This window comes from Streptomyces sp. NPDC055103, assembly GCF_053607625.1.
The window spans coordinates 38,331-56,234 of sequence record NZ_JBSGTX010000004.1 but is presented as its reverse complement, the minus strand read 5'-3'; the positions used below and the strand labels follow the sequence as shown (position 1 = coordinate 56,234).

Sequence of the window (17,904 nt, the reverse complement as noted above, 5' to 3'; positions counted from 1 at the left end):
AGCGGACCCCGGCAGGCAGCAGAATGGCCGGAACCGATCAGCTCGGAAGGGCAGGTGCACCCCTCATGGCCGGTACGACCCCGGGAACCCCCGGCACGCCGCGTGTGCTGCGGGCCATGAACGACCGCGCCGCCCTGGACCTGCTCCTCGAACACGGACCGCTCTCGCGGACCCGGATCGGCAAGCTCACCGGCCTGTCCAAGCCGACCGCCTCCCAGCTGCTCGCCCGGCTCGAAGCCGCCGGGCTCGTCGTCGCCACCGGCACCACCGAAGGCCGGCCAGGACCCAACGCCCAGCTCTACGCCGTGAACGCGCGCGCCGCGTACGCCGCCGGACTCGACGTCAACGAGCACCGCATCCACGCCGCCGTCGCCGACGTCACCGGCGAGATCGTCGGGGAGTACGAGCTCCGCACCCCAGGACGCTCCGCCACCGGCGTCGTCCGCCAGGTCACCGACGCCCTCGACGGGGCCGTCAAGGCGGCCGGCATCGCCGGCGCCGAGGTGCGGCGCCTGGTCATCGGCACCCCCGGCGCCTTCGACCCGGCCACGGGACGGCTGCGGTACGCCTCCCACCTGCCCGGTTGGCACTCCCCCACCCTCCTGGAGGAGCTGGCCGCCGCCCTGCCCATGCCCTTCGAGTACGAGAACGACGTCAACCTCGTCGCCATCGCCGAGCAGCGCGTGGGCGCCGCCCGCGGCCACACCGACTTCGCCCTGCTGTGGAACGAGGCGGGCATGGGAGCCGCCCTCGTCCTCGGCGGGCGCCTGCACCGCGGCTTCACCGGCGGCGCCGGCGAGGTCGGCTTCCTGCCCGTCCCCGGCACCCCGCTGGTCCGGCAGGTCGCCAAGGCCAACTCCGGCGGCTACCAGGAGCTCGCCGGTGTGCAGTCCGTCCCGCGGATCGCCCGCGCCGCCGGGATCGAGACGCCCGAGCAGCCGTACGTGAAGGTCGCGAGCGGCCTGCTGGCACGGGCCGCCGAGACCCACGAGGACGACCCCCGCTACGCGGAGCTGCTCGACCGGTACGCCGAGCGCCTCGCCACCGGTCTCGCCTCGATCGTCGCCGTCCTCGACCCCGAACTCATCGTGCTCTCCGGTGACATCCTCGTCGCCGGCGGCGAACCCCTCCGCACCCGCGTCCAGTCCGAGCTCGCCGAGCTCGCGGCCTCCCGCCCGCGGCTCGTCCTGGCCGCCGTGCCCCGGCGCCCCGTGCTGCGCGGCGCCCTCGAAAGCGCTCTCGCGACCACACGCGACGAGATCTTCGACACCTCGCGCTGACCAACCGCCCCGCCCCACCACTCGTCCTCTTCCCCGGTATCCCCTCCACCCCTCGCCACAGGGAGACATCGTCATGCCCGCACACCCGCGCAGAGCAGCCGCCGCGCTCGCCGCCACCGCCTCGATCGCCCTCTTCGCCTCCGCCTGTACGGGCTCCACCGAGAACAAGTCGAGCGACGACCCGAACGCCAAGACCACGATCACCTTCTGGCACGGCTGGTCGGCGCCCGCCGAGGTCAAGGCGATCAACGACAACGTCGCCCGCTTCGAGAAGGCCCACCCGAACATCAAGGTGAAGGTCGTCGGCGACATCAACGACGACAAGCTGGGCCAGGCGCTGCGCGCGGGCGGTTCGAACGGGCCGGACGTCGTCTCCTCCTTCACGACCTCCAACGTCGGCAAGTTCTGCGCCTCGGGCGCCCTCGCGGACCTCAAGCCGTTCATCGAGAAGTCCAAGCTGGACCTCGACAAGACCTTCCCGAAGGTCCTCCAGGAGTACACGCAGTTCGAGGGCAAGCGCTGCGCGATGCCGCTGCTCTCCGACGCGTACGGCCTCTACTACAACAAGGACGCCTTCGAGAAGGCCGGCATCAAGGCGCCGCCGAAGACCTGGTCCGAGTTCACCGAGGTCGCCAAGAAGCTCACCAAGGCCAAGGGCGACTCGTACGAGCAGCTCGGCTTCATGCCGAACTACCTCGGCTACGAGACGGTCGTCGAGCACTACATGTCGCAGTGGGACCACACGTACTTCGACGAGAGCGGCAAGTCGAACATCGCCAAGGACCCGGCGTTCGCCGAGATGATGACCTACCAGAAGTCCCTGGTGGACGCCCTGGGCGGCTTCAAGAAGCTCGACAAGTACCGCACGACCTTCGGCGACGAGTGGGGCGCCAAGCACCCCTTCCACACCGGCCAGGTCGCCATGCAGCTGGACGGCGAGTGGCGGCTGAACTTCGTCAAGGACGCCAAGGTGGACTTCGAGGTCGGCGTCGCGCCGATGCCCGTCGCCGACGACGAGCTCGCCGAGTACGGCAAGGGCTACCTCTCCGGCACGATCATGGGCATCGCGCCGCAGAGCAAGAAGCAGAACGCGGCCTGGGAACTGATCAAGTACATGACCACGGACACCGACGCCGTGGTGAGCTTCGCCAACGGCATCGGCAACGTCCCCTCCACCCTGGAGGCGCTGAAGTCGCCGAACCTGAAGTTCGACGACCGCTTCAAGACCTTCCTGGACATCGCCCAGCACCCCGAGTCGACCACCATGACCGGCGCGGTGAACGGCGCCACCTACCAGGAGACCCTCTCCGACCTCGCCCACAAGTACGAGAAGGGCCAGGTCACGGACCTGAAGAAGGGTCTCGCCGACACGGCGGCCCAGATCGACCGCGACATCGCCGCGGCGAAGTGACGGCCGGGACCACACACCCATGAGCACGGACACCCTGCCCGCGAAGGAGGCGGCGGCCCCTGCCGTCGCCTCCCCGGAGGGGCGGAACACCCTGCGGTCGAAGCGCCGGCGCAACGCGCTGCGCACCGCACTGTTCATGTCGCCCTGGCTGATCGGATTCGGCTTCTCCTTCGCCTATCCGCTCCTCTCCACGCTGTACTTCTCGTTCATGCGGTACGACGGCCTCAACCCGCCGACCTGGCGGGGCGTGGAGAACTGGACGTACGTCTTCTCCGACCTGCCCAAGTTCTGGCCGGCGATGCAGAACACCCTCTGGCTGGCCGTCGTGATGGTCTCCTGCCGGGTGCTCTTCGGCCTCGGCATCGGCATGCTCATCACCAGGATCAAGACGGGCGCGGGCGTGTTCCGCACCCTCTTCTACCTGCCGTACCTGGCCCCGCCCGTGGCCGCCACCCTGGCATTCGTCTTCCTGCTCAACCCCGGGACCGGACCGGTCAACTCGTTCCTGGAGGCGGTCGGCGTCCCCGCCCCCTCCTGGTTCAACGACGCCGACTGGGCCAAGCCGGCCCTGACCGTCCTCGCCGTGTGGGGCGTCGGCGACCTCATGGTCATCTTCATGGCCGCGCTGCTCGACGTACCGAAGGAGCAGTACGAGGCGGCCGAGCTGGACGGCGCGTCCGGGTGGCAGCGGTTCCGCTACATCACCCTGCCGAACATCTCGCCGATCGTGCTCTTCGCGGTCGTCACCGGGATCATCGGCGCGATGCAGTACTACACCCAGCCGATCGTGGCCGCCAAGGTCGCCTCGGGGAAGATGGGCGGCTCCGGAGCGGCCTTCCAGCCCGGCTACCCGGACGACTCCACGCTCACGCTCCCGCAGCTCGTCTACAGCCTCGGCTTCAGCCAGTTCAACTACGGCGCGGCGTGCGTGGTGGCACTCGTACTCTTCGCCCTCTCCATGGCCTTCACCGCGCTCCTCATGCGCCGGCGCGGCGGCCTGATCGGCTCGGGTGACTGAACCATGACGACCGCGACACTCCCCGACCGCCCCACGAAGGCGAGCCCGGCCACGAAGGCGAGCCCCGTCGCGAGGACCGCCCGCCGCAAGGCGCTGCTGCACTGGATCGCCGTGCACTCGCTCGGCATCGCCGCGGCCCTGTTCTTCGTGCTGCCGTTCGTCTTCGTCTTCCTCACCTCCCTGATGAGCGACCAGCAGGCGCTCACCCGGGACCTCACCCCGGACTCCTGGCACTGGGACAACTACGTCAAGGTCTTCGAGACCGACGGCTTCCTCACCTGGTGGAAGAACTCCCTGCTCTACGCGGGCCTCGGCACCGCGCTCGTCGTGGTGTCCTCGGTCCCCGTGGCGTACGCGCTCGCCAAGTTCCGCTTCCGCGGCCGGCACCTGTCGCTGCTGCTCGTCATCTCGATGATGATGCTGCCGCCGCAGGTCGTGATCATCCCCATGTACCTGTTCTGGGCCAAGCAGATGGACCTCTCCGGCACGCTGTGGCCGCTGATCGTCCCGATGGCCTTCGGCGACGCCTTCGCCATCTTCCTGCTGCGTCAGTTCCTTCTGACGATCCCGAACGAGTACATCGAGTCCGCGAAGATCGACGGCTGCGGCGAGTTCCGCACCCTGATACGCATCGTGCTGCCGATGGCCAAGCCCGGCATCGCCGCCGTCGCCCTGTTCCAGTTCTTCTACTGCTGGAACGACTACTTCGGGCCGCAGATCTACGCCTCCGAGAACCCGGCCGCCTGGACCCTGAGTTACGGCCTGGAGTCCTTCAAGGGCGCGCACCACACCGACTGGAATCTGACCATGGCCGCGACCGTCCTGGTCATGGCCCCTGTGATCCTCGTCTTCTTCTTCGCCCAGAAGGCGTTCGTCGAGGGAGTCACACTGACCGGAGTGAAGGGCTGAATCACACATGAAGCTCGCTGTCGTGGGGGGCGGCTCCACCTACACCCCCGAACTGATCGACGGATTCGCGCGGCTGCGCGACACCCTGCCCATCACCGAACTCGTCCTCGTCGACCCGGCCGCCGAGCGGCTCGAACTCGTCGGCGGGCTCGCCCGGCGCATCTTCGCCAAGCAGGGCCACCCCGGAAAGATCGTCACCACCTCCGACCTGGACGCCGGCGTCGAGGGCGCGGACGCCGTCCTGCTCCAGCTCCGCGTCGGCGGCCAGGCCGCCAGGAACCAGGACGAGACCTGGCCGCTGGAGTGCGGCTGCGTCGGCCAGGAGACCACCGGCGCCGGCGGCCTCGCCAAGGCGCTGCGGACCGTCCCGGTCGTCCTGGACATCGCCGAGCGCGTCCGGCGCACCAACCCGGACGCCTGGATCATCGACTTCACCAACCCCGTCGGCATCGTCACGCGCGCGCTGCTCCAGGCCGGGCACAAGGCCGTCGGCCTGTGCAACGTCGCCATCGGCTTCCAGCGGAAGTTCGCGAAGCTCCTCGACGTCGCCCCGTCCGCGATCCACCTCGACCACGTCGGGCTCAACCACCTGACGTGGGAGACGGGCGTACGGCTCGGCGGGCCGGACGGCGAGAACGTCCTGCCGCGGCTGCTCGCCGAGCACGGCGACGCCATCGCCGGCGACCTGCACCTGCCGCGCCTGGTCATGGACCGCTTCGGCGTCGTCCCCTCGTACTACCTGCGGTACTTCTACGCGCACGACGAGGTGGTCCGCGAGCTCGGCACCAAGCCCTCGCGGGCCGCCGAGGTCGCGGCGATGGAGAAAGAACTCCTGGAGATGTACGGGGACCCGGCACTCGACGAGAAGCCGGCGCTGCTCGGCAAGCGCGGCGGCGCCTTCTACTCGGAGGCGGCCGTGGACCTGGCCGCGTCCCTCCTCGGCGGCGGGGGTTCGCCGTACCAGGTGGTGAACACGTACAACAACGGCACGCTGCCGTTCCTGCCGGACGACGCCGTCATCGAGACGCAGGCCGCGGTGGGCCGGGACGGCGCGGCGCCGCTGCCGGTCGCGCCGGTGGACCCGCTGTACGCCGGGCTCATCGCGAACGTCACCGCCTACGAGGACCTGGCCCTGGAGGCCGCGCTGCGCGGTGGCCGCGACCGGGTCTTCAAGGCGCTGCTCGCGCACCCGCTGGTCGGGCAGTACGCGTACGCCGAGGGCCTCACGGACCGGCTGATCGCGCACAACCGGGAGCACCTCGCGTGGGCCTGAACGGAACGCTGCTGGCCATCGACGCCGGCAACAGCAAGACCGACGTCGCCGTCGTCGCCCCGGACGGCACCGTCCTCGGCGCGGCGCGCGGCGGCGGTTTCCAGCCCCCTCGGGTGGGGGTGGCGGCGGCGGTCGACGCGCTCGCGGAGATCGTCGGCCGGGCGTGGGCCGAGGCGGGCGGGGGCGGGCTTCAGGAGGGGGGCCTTCCGAGCGGGGGGCTTTCGGGCGGGGGGCTTTCGGGCGGGGGGCTTTCGGGCGGGGGGCTTTCGGGCGGGGGTGGCGGTCGCGCGCCCGTCTTCGCGCATGTCGCGGCCTGTCTCGCCAACGCCGATCTGCCCGTCGAGGAGGCGGAGTTGCGGACCGCGCTCGTGGCGCGCGACTGGAGCCCGTCCGTACGGGTGCACAACGACACGTTCGCCATCCTGCGGGCCGGTCTCGACGAGCCGCGCGGTGTGGCGGTGGTGTGCGGCGCCGGGATCAACTGCGTCGGGATGACCCCGGACGGACGGACCGCGCGGTTCCCCGCGATCGGGAAGATCTCCGGCGACTGGGGCGGCGGCAGCGGCATGGCCGAGGAGGCGCTCTGGTGCGGGGCGCGCGCCGAGGACGGGCGCGGTGAGCGGACCGAACTGGCGCGCGCGCTGCCCGCGCACTTCGGTCTGGAGACGATGTACGAGCTGATCGAGGCGCTGCACCTGGGCCGGATCCCGTTCGAGCGGCGGCACGAGCTGACGCCCGTGCTGTTCCGGGTGAGCGCGGAGGGCGACCCGGTCGCGCTGGCGCTCGTGCACCGGCTCGCCGAGGAGGTCGTCGCCCTGTCGTCGGTGGCGCTGAGCCGGCTCGGGCTGCTCGGCGAGGAGGCGCCCGTGATGCTGGGCGGCAGCGTCCTCGCCGCGCGGCACCCGCAGTTGGAGGACCGGATCGTCGCGCTCCTCGGCACCCGGGCGCCGAAGGCGACGATCGGCTTCGTCACCGCGCCGCCGGTCCTCGGGGCCGGGCTGCTCGCCCTGGACGAGGTGGCGGCGGCTCCGGCGGCGGCCGCCCGGCTCCGGGAGCACTACGGGGCCTGAGCGGTCCGCGTGGCGTGAATGGCCCGCGTGGCGTGAGTGACGTGTGTGGCGTGCGTGCGGGGTGCTTCTTCTCTCCGAAGAGGCGCCCCGCACGCATGTTCACCTGTTCGAGCGACGCCGGACACGGAACCGATCGCCGCCGGGGGACGTATTCAAGGTGAGGGGGCTCGCCCGCGGATGTGCCGGGGGCATGGGGCACGATAGGAACAAGATCGAGTCAATCCCGGTGTGCGATCGGGCCCCTGAGGCCATACTGCTGGCCGGACGGACCGACGTCAGCGACCCAGGGGGAGGTCAAGTGACATACCCGCCGAACGCGCCCGCAGCACCGGCGACGGCGCAGGGCACGGCGCCCGCGCCGGCGCGCCCGGGCACGGTGCCCGCGCAGCCGTCGGCCGTGCCCGCGGGCGGCCCGCCCGCGGGACGCGGGGCCTGGGCCGTGGGCCGGGAGCGGCTCCGGGAGGCCGCGACGACCGAGCCCGGCCGGCTCCAGATCCTCGGGGCCGTACTGGCGCTGCTCGTCGTCGCGTTCGGGGCCGTCACCGCCCTGGAGGTCGCCGACCGCGGCTCCGCCGCCGACGACGTGGTCAGCCGCAGCCAGCCGCTGAGCGCCGACGCCGCCGCCGTCTACCGCTCCCTCGCCGACGCGGACACGACCGCCGCCAGCGGCTTCCTCGCGGGCACCCTGGAGCCCGCGGAGTCCCGGAAGCGGTACGACGAGGACATCGCCACCGCGGCCCGGCTCCTCGTGAAGGCCGCGGCGAACACCGAGGGTGCGAGCGAGTCGGCCCGCGAGATCGCCACGCTCAACGTCCAACTGCCGCGCTACACCGGCCTGATCGAGCGCGCCCGGGCCGCCAACCGGCAGGGCCTGCCCCTCGGCGGGGCCTATCTGCGGTACGCGAACCAGCAGATGACCGGTGAACTGCTGCCCGCCGCCGAGCGGCTGTACGCGGCGGAGACCCGGCGGCTCCAGGAGGACGACGACTCCGCCCGCACCTGGCCCTTCCTGTCGCTGGCGCTCGGCCTGCTCGCCCTCGCCGTACTGGCCTGGGCGCAGCGCCGGAACTACGCCCGCACCCACCGGGTGTTCAACCAGGGTCTCCTCGCCGCCACCGCCGCCTCACTGGTCGTACTGGTCTGGCTCCTCGCCGCGCACACGGTCGTGCGGGCCGATCTCAGCTCCGCGCGGGCGCACGGGCAGGAGTCCCTCCAGCTGCTCAACGAGGCCCGGATCAGCTCGCTCACGGCCCGCGCCAACGAGAACCTCACGGTGGTCGCCCGGGGCGCCGTCCTCACGGAGGACGGCAAGAACGACAAGTACGAGGCGGACTACACGGCGAGCATGACCGCCCTGACGACCGCGCTCGCCTCGGCCCGGGAGCTCGCCGACGACGACGCCGGGCGCGGCCCGGTGGACGAGGCGAAGGAGCGGACGGACGACTGGCAGAAGCGCCACAAGGCCGCCCGCGCCGAGGACGAGGCCGGCAACTACGAGGGCGCGCTGGGACTGATCGTCGGACCGGAGAGGACGACGGGCCAGTCCTTCGACCAGGTCGACGCCGCCCTGGAGCGGGCCCTCGCCCACGAGCAGGCCGAGTTCACCCGCTCCGCCGGGGACGCCAGGGACGCGCTGACGGCGCTGCCGCTCGGCGCGGCGGGGCTCGGGATCCTGGGGGCGGCGGGCGCCGTGCTCGGCATCAACCGCAGACTGTCGGAGTACCGGTGAGAGGGGGCGCGATGCCGAACGGCACGGACCCGCTGACGCGGCGGGCCGCACGGCGGCTGCGGGGCTGGGGCGGGGTCGCCGCCATGGCCGTGGCCTGTGGGCTCACCGCCTCGCTGACGCTGCTGCCGCTGGCACACGAGGGGAGCGGCGCGGACGCCGCGCCCGCGAGGACCGGCCCGGGTCCCGGCGTGGGCACCGGCGTGCAGGTCGGCACCCAGGCCAAGGCCGACACGTGCGAGAACCCGGACGCCTCGCTCCGCCCCGACGGCGCGGACGGCCCCTCGATCCAGGCGATCAAGGACCGCGGGAAGCTCGTCGTCGGCGTCGACCAGTCCAGCTACCGCTGGGGCTACCGGAATCCGGAGAGCCGCACGCTGGAGGGGTTCGACATCGATCTGGCCCGGGCCATCGCGCGGGACATCCTCGGCGACGAGAACGCCGTGATCTTCCGGGCGATCCCGACGAACCAGCGGATCGCCGCCCTGGACAGCGGCAAGGTCGACCTCGTCGTGCGCACGATGACGATCAACTGCAAGCGGATCCAGCAGGTCGCCTTCTCCACCGCCTACTTCCAGGCCGGGCAGCAGGTCCTCGCGCCCAAGCTCGCCAAGGACATCACGGGCTACGACGCCTCGCTGAGCGGCAAGCGGATCTGCACCGCCGAGGGGTCCACGGCCTACGAGGCGCTGGAGGAGAAGTCCTTCGGCGCGGTCTTCAAGGACGAGGCCGACGGCACGAAGGACGACAAGGACCTGCTGACCGTCCCCAACCAGCTGGACTGTCTGGCCCGGCTCCAGCTCGGCGAGGTCGACGCGGTCGTCACCGACAACGCGCTCGCGGCCGGCCAGGCCGCCCAGGACCCCGCGGTCGAGCTCAAGGGCACGCCCTTCACGACGGAGTACTACGGAGTAGCCGCCAAGCTCGGGAACGACGACCTGGTCCGCCGGGTCAACAAGGTCCTCGTGGACTACCGGAACGGCCCCTGGCAGAAGGCGTACGAGCGCTGGCTCAAGGCGGACCTGCCCGGGATATCCGGGCCGCCCGTTCCCCGGTACAAGTGACCCGGCCGACAGCCCCTGCGAACAGCCGCTGTACGCGCGGCGGAAGAGGTGATCGATGGGCGTCACGGGGCCTCCTGGGCCGGTGATGGACCGGGACGAGGTGGACCGTGCGCTGGCGCGGCTCGGCGCCGAGCACAAGGCGGTCGAGGACTCGCTCCTCGCGCTCCAGGACCACGCGGGCCGCAGACTGCTCGAAGGGGCGGAGCTGACCGGCACGACCCGGGACCGCTGGGCGGGCGCCGAGCGGACCATCACCCTGCTCTGGACCTGCTTCGACGTGTACACGAGCGCACTCCGCGAGGCCCGTGAGGTGCGGGCGCGGCGCCGCTGGCCCGGCCGGGACGAGCTCGTGGAGCTCACCGACCGGCTGCGCGGCGAGAGCGTGCTCGTCGCGGGCGGGGCGGGGGAACAGGGGCTGCTCTCCGAGCGGTTCACGCTCGAAGGGCTCGTCCGCCGGATGAACGAGCTGTACGCCTCCTCGCTCGACGTGGTCGTCACGGCCGACGCCGTCTGGTCGGCGCTGCCGGCCCGGATAGACCTGCTCGCCGCGGAGCTGGGCCGGACGCGTTCGCTCGCGCACTCGGTCGGCGTGCGGCCCGGGGAGCACCCGGCCGGCGACGAGCTGGAGGACATCACGGCCGAGCTGACCGCGCTGCGCTCGCAGGTCGTGACCGATCCGCTCGCCTTCTGGCAGCCCGCCATGGGCAGTTCGGCGCCCGGCGGTGGCCGGCCCGACACCGCGCGGTACGACCGGGCGGCCCTGGCCCTTGAGGACATCCGGCGCGAGATCGAGGCGGTCCTCGCGGTCCGGCAGGACTCCGAGGACCGGCTGCTGAGGCTGCGGGACGTGCTGTCCCGCGCGGACCGGACGCTCGCCGAGGCGCGGTCCGCGCGCGGCGAGGTCCTCGCGAAGATCGCCGCCTCCGAGGTGCCGGCCGTCAGCGGGCCGCCGACGGCGCTCCAGGAGCGGCTCGCGGCCGCCGCCGAGTACCGCAGGCACCAGCGGTGGCACCGGCTCTCTCCGCTCCTGGAGTCCCTGGAGCGGGAGGCGGAGGACGAGTTGATGCGGGCCCGGGAGTCGCTGACCGCGGTCACGGCGCCGCTCGCGGTCCGGGCGGAGCTGCGCGGCCGGCTCGACGCGTACAAGGCGAAGGTGGCACGGCTCGGAGCGGCGGAGGACCCGCTGCTCATCGAGCGGTACGACACGGCACGCCGGATGCTGTGGAGCGCGCCCTGCGACCTGCGGGTCGCGGAGCAGGCCGTGCTGCGCTACCAGCAGGCCGCGGCGGACGTACTGTCCGGCCCGAGAGATGCCGGAGGACGACAGTGGTGAGCGGGGAGACGGGTGTGGGGAGCTGTCAGCGTCCCTCGTGCGAGGGCGCGTACGAGGACATGGGAGGCGGCGAGCTGTACTGCGACACCTGCGGGCTCGCCCCGGTCGTCGCTCCCGGAGGGCTGATCGGTTCGACGCCGACGGGCATGGCCGTACCCGGCAGAGGAACCGGTACGGGCGGCATCGGGTCAGGTGTCGGGGGGCCCGATTCGAGCTCCTCGCGGAGCTCGCGGGCGTCCTCGCGGGCCTCGTCCCGCTCGTCGACCTCCCGCCGTTCGGTCTCCGGCCGCCTCTCGCGCTCGCTCTCCGGGACCTCCGGGGGCCGCTCGGTGTCGGTGCGCAGCTCGGGCACGTCGACCGGGCAGTCCGGCCGGAACCGGCTGGGCGCGGGCCTGGTGACGATCCCCGAGGTGCCGCGTCCCGACCCGCGGGGCGCGGTGATGGAGAACCCGGAGGTTCCCGAGCGGAAGCGTTTCTGCTCCCGTTCCGACTGCGGGGCCCCGGTGGGCCGTTCGCGCGGCGACCGGCCGGGCCGTACGGAGGGCTTCTGCACCAAGTGCGGGCACCCGTACTCCTTCGTGCCGAAGCTGCGCGGCGGGGACATCGTCCACGGTCAGTACGAGGTCGCGGGCTGCCTCGCCCACGGCGGCCTCGGCTGGGTCTACCTCGCCGTCGACCGGGCGGTCTCCGACCGCTGGGTGGTGCTCAAGGGCCTGCTCGACACCGGCGACCAGGACGCGATGGCCGCGGCCATCTCGGAGCGCCGCTTCCTCGCCGAGATCGAGCACTCCAACATCGTCCGGATCTACAACTTCGTCGAGCACCTCGACCAGCGCACCGGCTCCATGGACGGGTACATCGTCATGGAGTACGTCGGCGGCAAGTCGCTCAAGGAGATCGCCAACGACCGGCGTACCCCGGACGGCCGGCGCGACCCGCTGCCGGTGGAGCAGGCCTGCGCGTACGGGATCGAGGCCCTGGAGGCGCTCGGCCATCTGCACAGCCGGAACCTTCTGTACTGCGACTTCAAGGTCGACAACGCCATCCAGACCGAGGACCAGCTGAAGCTCATCGACATGGGCGCGGTCCGGCGGATGGACGACGACGAGTCGGCGATCTACGGCACGGTCGGCTACCAGGCGCCGGAGGTGGCCGAGGTCGGCCCGTCGGTCGCCAGCGACCTGTACACGGTGGCGCGGACGCTGGCCGTGATGACCTTCGACTTCCAGGGCTACACGAACGTGTTCCTGGACTCGCTGCCCGACCCGGAGCACATCGAGGTCTTCCGGACGTACGAGTCGTTCTACCGCTTCCTGGTCCGCGCCACGGATCCGGACCCGGCGCGGCGGTTCTCCTCCGCGCAGGAGATGGCGGAGCAGCTGACGGGCGTCCTGCGGGAGGTGGTGGCGCTCCAGTCGGGGCGTCCGCGTCCCGCGCTCTCGACGCTCTTCGGCACGGAGGTCCGGGTGACGGACACCGCGCTCTTCGCCGAGCTGACGGACGACGTGTCGCTGCTCGGGGCCCGCAAGGGTGCCGGGAAGCGGGGCGGCGGGCGACAGGGCGGCGCGCCGGGGGCCCGGCCGGCCGGGTCAGGGCCGGCGCCCGGCGGGCCGGGCGGGCCCGGGCTCGGGTGGCTGCTCGCCGCGGTCGACGCGCCCGCCACCGCGCTCGCGCTGCCCGTGCCGCGCGTCGACACGGGCGACCCGAACGCCGGATTCCTCGCCGGTCTGCTCGCCGCCGCCCCGGCCGAGCTGCTCGGCGCGCTCCAGGCCGCGCCCGCGCCCTCCACCGAACTGCGGCTGCGCACCCTCCGGGCCCATCTGGAGCTGGGCGACGCGGCCACCGCCGTACGGACCCTCGCGGGTCTTGAGGAGCGGGACCAGGACGACTGGCGGGTGGTCTGGTACCGGGGCGTGACCTCGCTGGTGACCGGGGACCACGAGCACGCGGCGCTGGCCTTCGACGCGGTCTACGACGCCTTCCCCGGGGAGCCGTCGCCCAAGCTGGCCCTGGGGATCTGCGCCGAGGTGCTCGGCCAGCTGGACAACGCCGCCGAGTACTACCGCCTGGTGTGGGCCACCGACCCGAGCTTCGTCAGCGCGGCCTTCGGTCTCGCCCGGGTGCAGCTCGCGGCGGGCGACCGCACCGGAGCCGTACGGACCCTGGAGTCCGTGCCGGAGGCCTCGATCCACTACACGGCGGCCCGGGTCGCGGCCGTGCGGGCGCGGCTGCGGCGGCGCCCGGCGCACGAGCCGATCGGCGCCGAGCTGACGGCCGCCGCGGCGCAGGTGTCCGCGCTCCAGGGCTTCGGTCTCGACGCGGTGCGCCGCGAGCAGTTGTCGACGGAGGTCCTCGGGACGGCCCTCGACTGGGTACTCTCCGGGAGTCCCGGTGCGGCACCGGGCGGCGGCGCGCTGCTGCTCGGAAGTGAACTGGACGAGCGCGGACTGCGCTTCGGCCTCGAACGCTCGTACCGGGTGCTGGCCCGGCTCGCCCAGCGGGGCGAGGAGAGGATCGAACTGGTGGAGCGGGCCAACCGCTTCCGCCCCCGGACGTGGGTGTGAGGATGTCGCAGAAGCCGAAGCCGGAGCCGAAGCCGTCGCACGGACTCGCCGCCTGCCCGGGCTGCTCGGAGCCGCTGGACTCGGGTGACCGGTTCTGCGGGGCGTGCGGCTACGAGCTGTCGGCCGTGCCGGCGGCCGAGGCGGAGCCGGACCGTCCGACCATGGCGATCGTCACCCCGGTGGCCTGGCCGGCCGCGCCGCCCCGGGAGGCGGGTTCGCTCTCGACGGCGACCCAGCACCCCGGCGACCTGCCGGGCACCGACTCCGGCGGCCGTGACCTGCCCACGATGGCGGTCCGCACGGACGGCCCGGTGCCGGCGGGCGGGGGCACGCCCGCGTCCGGCGGCGACTTCGAGCTCGCCGCCCCCGACCCCCGTACGGCGGTCCAGGTGGATCCGCCCCAGGCCGTGGAACCCGCCCGTGCCCAGGTCCAGAACCCGGCCCAAGCGCAAGCCCAGGCCCAGGCTCCGGCCCAAGCTCCGGCTACGGCCCCTGCCCCTGCCCCCGCCCCGGCCCCGGCCCCGGCCCAACCGTCGGCGTCCGCACCCGGTGCGGAAGCACCCGACGCCGCTGCCGGCCTCGCCGCCGCTGCCGCGTTGTGCGTGGCCTGCCGGGCCGGGCGGGTGGACACCGACGGCTACTGCGAGAACTGCGGGCACGCGCAGCCGCGCGAGCGGGACCACATGGAGCAGGAGTTCGACACCGTCGCCGCCGTCAGCGACCGGGGACTGCGCCACCACCGCAACGAGGACGCGTTCGCCATCTCGGTGACGACCCTCCCCGACGGCTCCCCCGCCACCCTCGCGATCGTCTGCGACGGCGTCTCCTCGGCGACCCGCCCCGACGAGGCCTCCGCCGCCGCCGCGCGGGCGGCCGGCGCCTCGCTGCTCGCCGCGCTGCCCCGTGGCATCCACCCGCAGCAGGCGATGCGCGAGGCGATCGTCGCCGCCGCCGAGGCCGTCAACTCCCTCGCGGAGGAGCCCGGTCAGGACGGCACCGAGCACGACCCGCACCGGAACTCGCCGGCCTGCACCCTCGTCGGCTCCGTCGTCGCCGACGGCCTGCTCGTCGTCGGCTGGGTCGGCGACAGCCGCGTCTACTGGGTGCCTGACGACCGCACCACCCCGTCCGCGCGGCTCACCGAGGACGACTCGTGGGCCGCCCAGATGGTCGCGGCGGGCCTGATGAACGAGGCCGAGGCGTACGCGGACGAGCGCGCCCACGCGATCACCGGCTGGCTGGGCGCCGACGCGTACGAACTGGACCCGCACACGGCCGCGTTCAAGCCGGACCGCTCCGGGGTGGTCGTCGTCTGCACGGATGGGCTCTGGAACTACGCGGAGGGCGCCGAGGACATGGCGAGGATCCTTCCGCCGGACGCGGCCGGACGCCCGCTGGGCGCCGCGCAGGTCCTCGTCGGGCACGCCCTCGACGGCGGGGGCCACGACAACATCACGGTCGCGCTGCTGCCGTTCACCGTCGCTCCCCCCGGGGCAGGATCCGCCTGAGCGGTCACCGGTCGCCCCCTCTTACTCCCTTCCCTGTTGTCGCCCGAGGAGCCGAAACAGATGGCGAACTTCTCCAAGCCGACCGCGCCGCAGTTCTCCGTGGACGTGTACCAGAACGAGTTCCTGCCGGAGGGCGGCCGCGAGGTCAGCGCCATCGTCACGGTCACCTCGACCGGGGGCGGCACCAGCGGCGCGACCGGCGTCTCCGGATACGCGGGCGGCGGTTCGGCCGGTGTGGTGATCATGGTCGACTGCTCCGGCTCGATGGACTACCCCTCCACCAAGATGCGCGGCGCCCGTGAGGCGACCGCCGCCGCCGTCGACACCCTGCGCGACGGCACCTCCTTCGCCGTCGTCGCCGGCACGCACGTGGCGAAGGAGGTCTACCCGGGGAACGGCCGGCTCGCCGTCGCCGACTCCCGGACCCGGGCCGAGGCCAAGGACGCGCTACGCGGCCTGTCCGCCGGCGGCGGCACGGCGATCGGCACCTGGCTGCGCCTCGCGGACCGGCTGCTCTCCTCCGCCGACCTCGCCATCCGGCACGGCATCCTGCTCACCGACGGCCGCAACGAGCACGAGGCGCCGGAGGAACTGCGGGCCGCGCTGGACGCCTGCGCGGGCCGGTTCACCTGTGACGCGCGCGGGGTCGGCACCGACTGGGAGGTCAAGGAGGTCACCGGCATCGCCTCGGCGCTCCTCGGCACCGCCGACATCGTCGCCGACCCGGCCGGTCTCGCCACCGACTTCACGGCGATGATGGAGCAGGCGATGGGCAAGGGCGTCGCAGACGTCGTACTGCGCCTGTGGACGCCGGTCGGGGTGGAGATCGGGTACGTGAAGCAGGTGGCGCCGACGGTCGAGGACCTGACCGGCCGGCGCACCGAGGCCGGGCCGCGCGCCGGGGACTACCCGACGGGCTCGTGGGGCGACGAGTCCCGCGACTACCACGTGAGCGTGCGCGTCCCGCAGGCCGCGATCGGCCAGGAGATGCTCGCCGCCCGGGTCTCCCTGATCGCCCCGGACCCGGCGGGCGGCGACCCCCGGCCGCTGTCTCAAGGGCTGGTACGGGCGGTGTGGACGGACGACCTGGTGATGTCCACGTCGATCAATCCGCAGGTCGCGCACTACACGGGACAGGCGGAGCTCGCGGACGTCATCCAGCAGGGTCTCGATGCCCGCAAATCGGGCGATCACGACGGCGCGACGGCGAAACTGGGCCGCGCCGTGCAGCTCGCGGCGGCCTCCGGCAACGCGGATACGGCGAAACTCCTTTCGAAGGTGGTCGACGTCGTCGACGCGGTGACAGGTACTGTGCGTTTGAAGGCGAAGGTCGCGGAAGCGGACGAGATGACACTCGAGACCCGCTCCACCAAGACCGTTCGCGTCAAGAGGTAGCCCGGCCCGCCGGGCCGGACGACGAGAGGGGGAAGCACCGACATGCCGACCTGCCCGAACGGTCACCAGTCGGTCTCCGACGACTGGTGCGAGGTCTGCGGCCACCGCATGGCCGGGGCGGGCGCGCCTGCGGGTGCCGTACCGCCGCCTCCCCCGCCGCCGCCCGCGTACGGATATCCGGGCCCCGGCGGCCCCGGTCAGCCCCCGACGGGCCCGCCGCCCGGCGCTCCCGGTGGCCACGGTGCTCCCGGTGGCTTCGGTCACGGGGGCGATCCGAACGCGACCGCGCAGGCGGAGCTCTGCCCGCAGTGCCGTACCCCGCGTGAGCACATGGCGCCGTTCTGCGAGGAGTGCCGCTGGAACTTCCTCACGAACACGGCGACCTCCTACACCCCGCTGGCCCCGCAGCAGTCCGGGCCGCCGCCCGGGCTGAACCTGCCGCCCGGCTTCCAGTCCCCGCCGCCGCCCCCGCAGCAGCAGCCGGACCCCTTCGGGTACCAGGGCTCTCGGCCCTCGCAGGTGAACCGTCCGGCCGAGCCGCTGGGCGCCGAGCCGACGCACCACCAGGCCCCGCCGCAGCGCCGCCCGCCGGCGCAGCAGCAGCCCGTACAGCAGCAGCCCATGCAGCCGCCCGTACAGCAGCAGTCGGCGCCGCCCTCGTTCTTCCAGGCTCCGCCGCCGCAGGCCCCGGCCCAGGCCGCGGCCCCGCCCGCGCCGCCGCAGCCGCGCGCGGACGACGACTGGGTCCTGTCCCCGCCGTCGCAGCCGCAGCCCCCGCAGCCTCCGCAGCAGCAGTTCCAGCAGGCCCCGCCGCCTCCGCAGCAGCACCACCAGGCACCGCCGCCGCCCCCGCAGCAGCAGTTCCAGCAGCAGCCACCGCAGCAGCAGCAGCAGTTCCAGCCGCCGCAGCCGCCCCTGGGCTGGACCGCGGTCATCGGACCGGACCGTGAGTACTTCATGGCGATGATGCACCGCAGCGGGCCGGAGGCCTCGGGCCTCAACCTGCCCGCGTACTCGCCGGACAAGCACCTGCCGCTCCAGGGCAACCAGATCTCCATCGGCCGCCGCCGGCACTCCACCGGCGAGTCCCCCGACATCGACCTGTCGGTGCCGCCGGAGGACCCGGGCGTCTCGCACCAGCACGCCGTGCTGGTGCAGCAGCCGGACGGCTCGTGGGCGGTGGTGGACCAGAACTCCACCAACGGCACCACGGTCAACGGCGGCGAGGAGCCGATCCAGCCCTACGTCCCCGTCCAGCTCCAGGAGGGCGACCGCGTCCACGTCGGCGCCTGGACGACGATCACGATCCGCCGCGGTTAGGTCGCGCCTCGACCGCGGGATCAGGGACGAGCC

The 17,904-nt window shown here is 73.0% G+C and carries 13 protein-coding genes; all 13 read left to right on the top strand.

Annotated features, from left to right (window positions below; genetic code table 11):
* Nucleotides 1-65: 65 nt before the first annotated feature.
* The 13 genes from ACWFR1_RS04375 to ACWFR1_RS04315 all read left to right on the top strand — a co-directional run bounded on the left by ACWFR1_RS04375 (nucleotide 66) and on the right by ACWFR1_RS04315 (nucleotide 17,871).
* Nucleotides 66-1,280 carry an ROK family transcriptional regulator gene (locus ACWFR1_RS04375; protein WP_453546322.1) on the top strand — a complete coding sequence of 405 codons (1,215 nt, stop codon included), beginning with the start codon at nucleotides 66-68 and terminating at the stop codon, nucleotides 1,278-1,280.
* Between the two features lie 73 nt (nucleotides 1,281-1,353).
* The gene (locus ACWFR1_RS04370; protein ID WP_453546320.1) at nucleotides 1,354-2,691 is read left to right on the top strand and encodes an ABC transporter substrate-binding protein; all 1,338 of its coding nucleotides are present in this window, start codon (nucleotides 1,354-1,356) and stop codon (nucleotides 2,689-2,691) included.
* 19 nt (nucleotides 2,692-2,710) lie between these two features.
* Nucleotides 2,711-3,709 (top strand): carbohydrate ABC transporter permease, encoded by a 999-nt coding sequence (locus ACWFR1_RS04365; RefSeq protein ID WP_453546318.1) that lies wholly within the window; start codon nucleotides 2,711-2,713, stop codon nucleotides 3,707-3,709.
* 3 nt (nucleotides 3,710-3,712) lie between these two features.
* Nucleotides 3,713-4,618: a carbohydrate ABC transporter permease gene (locus ACWFR1_RS04360; RefSeq protein WP_453546316.1), complete on the top strand. Its 906-nt coding sequence runs from the start codon at nucleotides 3,713-3,715 to the stop codon at nucleotides 4,616-4,618.
* 7 nt (nucleotides 4,619-4,625) lie between these two features.
* Nucleotides 4,626-5,891, top strand: coding sequence for a 6-phospho-beta-glucosidase (locus tag ACWFR1_RS04355; RefSeq protein ID WP_453546313.1), 1,266 nt, complete (start codon nucleotides 4,626-4,628; stop codon nucleotides 5,889-5,891).
* Nucleotides 5,882-6,961 carry an N-acetylglucosamine kinase gene (locus ACWFR1_RS04350; RefSeq protein ID WP_453546310.1) on the top strand — a complete coding sequence of 360 codons (1,080 nt, stop codon included), beginning with the start codon at nucleotides 5,882-5,884 and terminating at the stop codon, nucleotides 6,959-6,961. Before ACWFR1_RS04355 ends, ACWFR1_RS04350 begins: the two co-directional genes overlap by 10 nt.
* A 298-nt stretch (nucleotides 6,962-7,259) precedes the next feature.
* Nucleotides 7,260-8,690: a hypothetical protein gene (locus tag ACWFR1_RS04345; protein WP_453546308.1), complete on the top strand. Its 1,431-nt coding sequence runs from the start codon at nucleotides 7,260-7,262 to the stop codon at nucleotides 8,688-8,690.
* A gap of 11 nt (nucleotides 8,691-8,701) precedes the next feature.
* Entirely contained in the window at nucleotides 8,702-9,751 is a 1,050-nt protein-coding gene (locus ACWFR1_RS04340; RefSeq protein ID WP_453546306.1) for a glutamate ABC transporter substrate-binding protein, read from the top strand.
* A 55-nt stretch (nucleotides 9,752-9,806) separates the two neighbouring features.
* Complete coding sequence (locus ACWFR1_RS04335; RefSeq protein WP_453546304.1) at nucleotides 9,807-11,084, top strand: hypothetical protein; 1,278 nt, start codon at nucleotides 9,807-9,809, stop codon at nucleotides 11,082-11,084.
* A 59-nt stretch (nucleotides 11,085-11,143) separates the two neighbouring features.
* Nucleotides 11,144-13,648, top strand: coding sequence for a tetratricopeptide repeat protein (locus tag ACWFR1_RS04330; RefSeq protein WP_453546571.1), 2,505 nt, complete (start codon nucleotides 11,144-11,146; stop codon nucleotides 13,646-13,648).
* 2 nt (nucleotides 13,649-13,650) lie between these two features.
* Nucleotides 13,651-15,156, top strand: a complete 1,506-nt coding sequence (locus tag ACWFR1_RS04325; protein ID WP_453546302.1) for a protein phosphatase 2C domain-containing protein — start codon at nucleotides 13,651-13,653, stop codon at nucleotides 15,154-15,156.
* A gap of 60 nt (nucleotides 15,157-15,216) precedes the next feature.
* A complete protein-coding gene (locus tag ACWFR1_RS04320; RefSeq protein WP_453546300.1) occupies nucleotides 15,217-16,551 on the top strand; it encodes a vWA domain-containing protein in 1,335 nt (444 codons plus the stop codon).
* Between the two features lie 42 nt (nucleotides 16,552-16,593).
* Nucleotides 16,594-17,871 carry an FHA domain-containing protein gene (locus ACWFR1_RS04315; RefSeq protein WP_453546298.1) on the top strand — a complete coding sequence of 426 codons (1,278 nt, stop codon included), beginning with the start codon at nucleotides 16,594-16,596 and terminating at the stop codon, nucleotides 17,869-17,871.
* The last annotated feature ends 33 nt before the right edge of the window (nucleotides 17,872-17,904 follow it).

What these genes read in the sequence shown, in the direction of transcription:
- ACWFR1_RS04315 (WP_453546298.1), top strand. Translation starts at nt 16,594, where the DNA reads ATGCCGACCTGCCCGAACGGTCACCAGTCGGTCTCCGACGACTGGTGC.
- ACWFR1_RS04365 (WP_453546318.1), top strand. Translation starts at nt 2,711, where the DNA reads ATGAGCACGGACACCCTGCCCGCGAAGGAGGCGGCGGCCCCTGCCGTC.
- ACWFR1_RS04325 (WP_453546302.1), top strand. Translation starts at nt 13,651, where the DNA reads ATGTCGCAGAAGCCGAAGCCGGAGCCGAAGCCGTCGCACGGACTCGCC.
- ACWFR1_RS04340 (WP_453546306.1), top strand. Translation starts at nt 8,702, where the DNA reads ATGCCGAACGGCACGGACCCGCTGACGCGGCGGGCCGCACGGCGGCTG.
- ACWFR1_RS04320 (WP_453546300.1), top strand. Translation starts at nt 15,217, where the DNA reads ATGGCGAACTTCTCCAAGCCGACCGCGCCGCAGTTCTCCGTGGACGTG.
- ACWFR1_RS04330 (WP_453546571.1), top strand. Translation starts at nt 11,144, where the DNA reads ATGGGAGGCGGCGAGCTGTACTGCGACACCTGCGGGCTCGCCCCGGTC.
- ACWFR1_RS04370 (WP_453546320.1), top strand. Translation starts at nt 1,354, where the DNA reads ATGCCCGCACACCCGCGCAGAGCAGCCGCCGCGCTCGCCGCCACCGCC.
- ACWFR1_RS04375 (WP_453546322.1), top strand. Translation starts at nt 66, where the DNA reads ATGGCCGGTACGACCCCGGGAACCCCCGGCACGCCGCGTGTGCTGCGG.
- ACWFR1_RS04355 (WP_453546313.1), top strand. Translation starts at nt 4,626, where the DNA reads ATGAAGCTCGCTGTCGTGGGGGGCGGCTCCACCTACACCCCCGAACTG.
- ACWFR1_RS04360 (WP_453546316.1), top strand. Translation starts at nt 3,713, where the DNA reads ATGACGACCGCGACACTCCCCGACCGCCCCACGAAGGCGAGCCCGGCC.
- ACWFR1_RS04335 (WP_453546304.1), top strand. Translation starts at nt 9,807, where the DNA reads ATGGGCGTCACGGGGCCTCCTGGGCCGGTGATGGACCGGGACGAGGTG.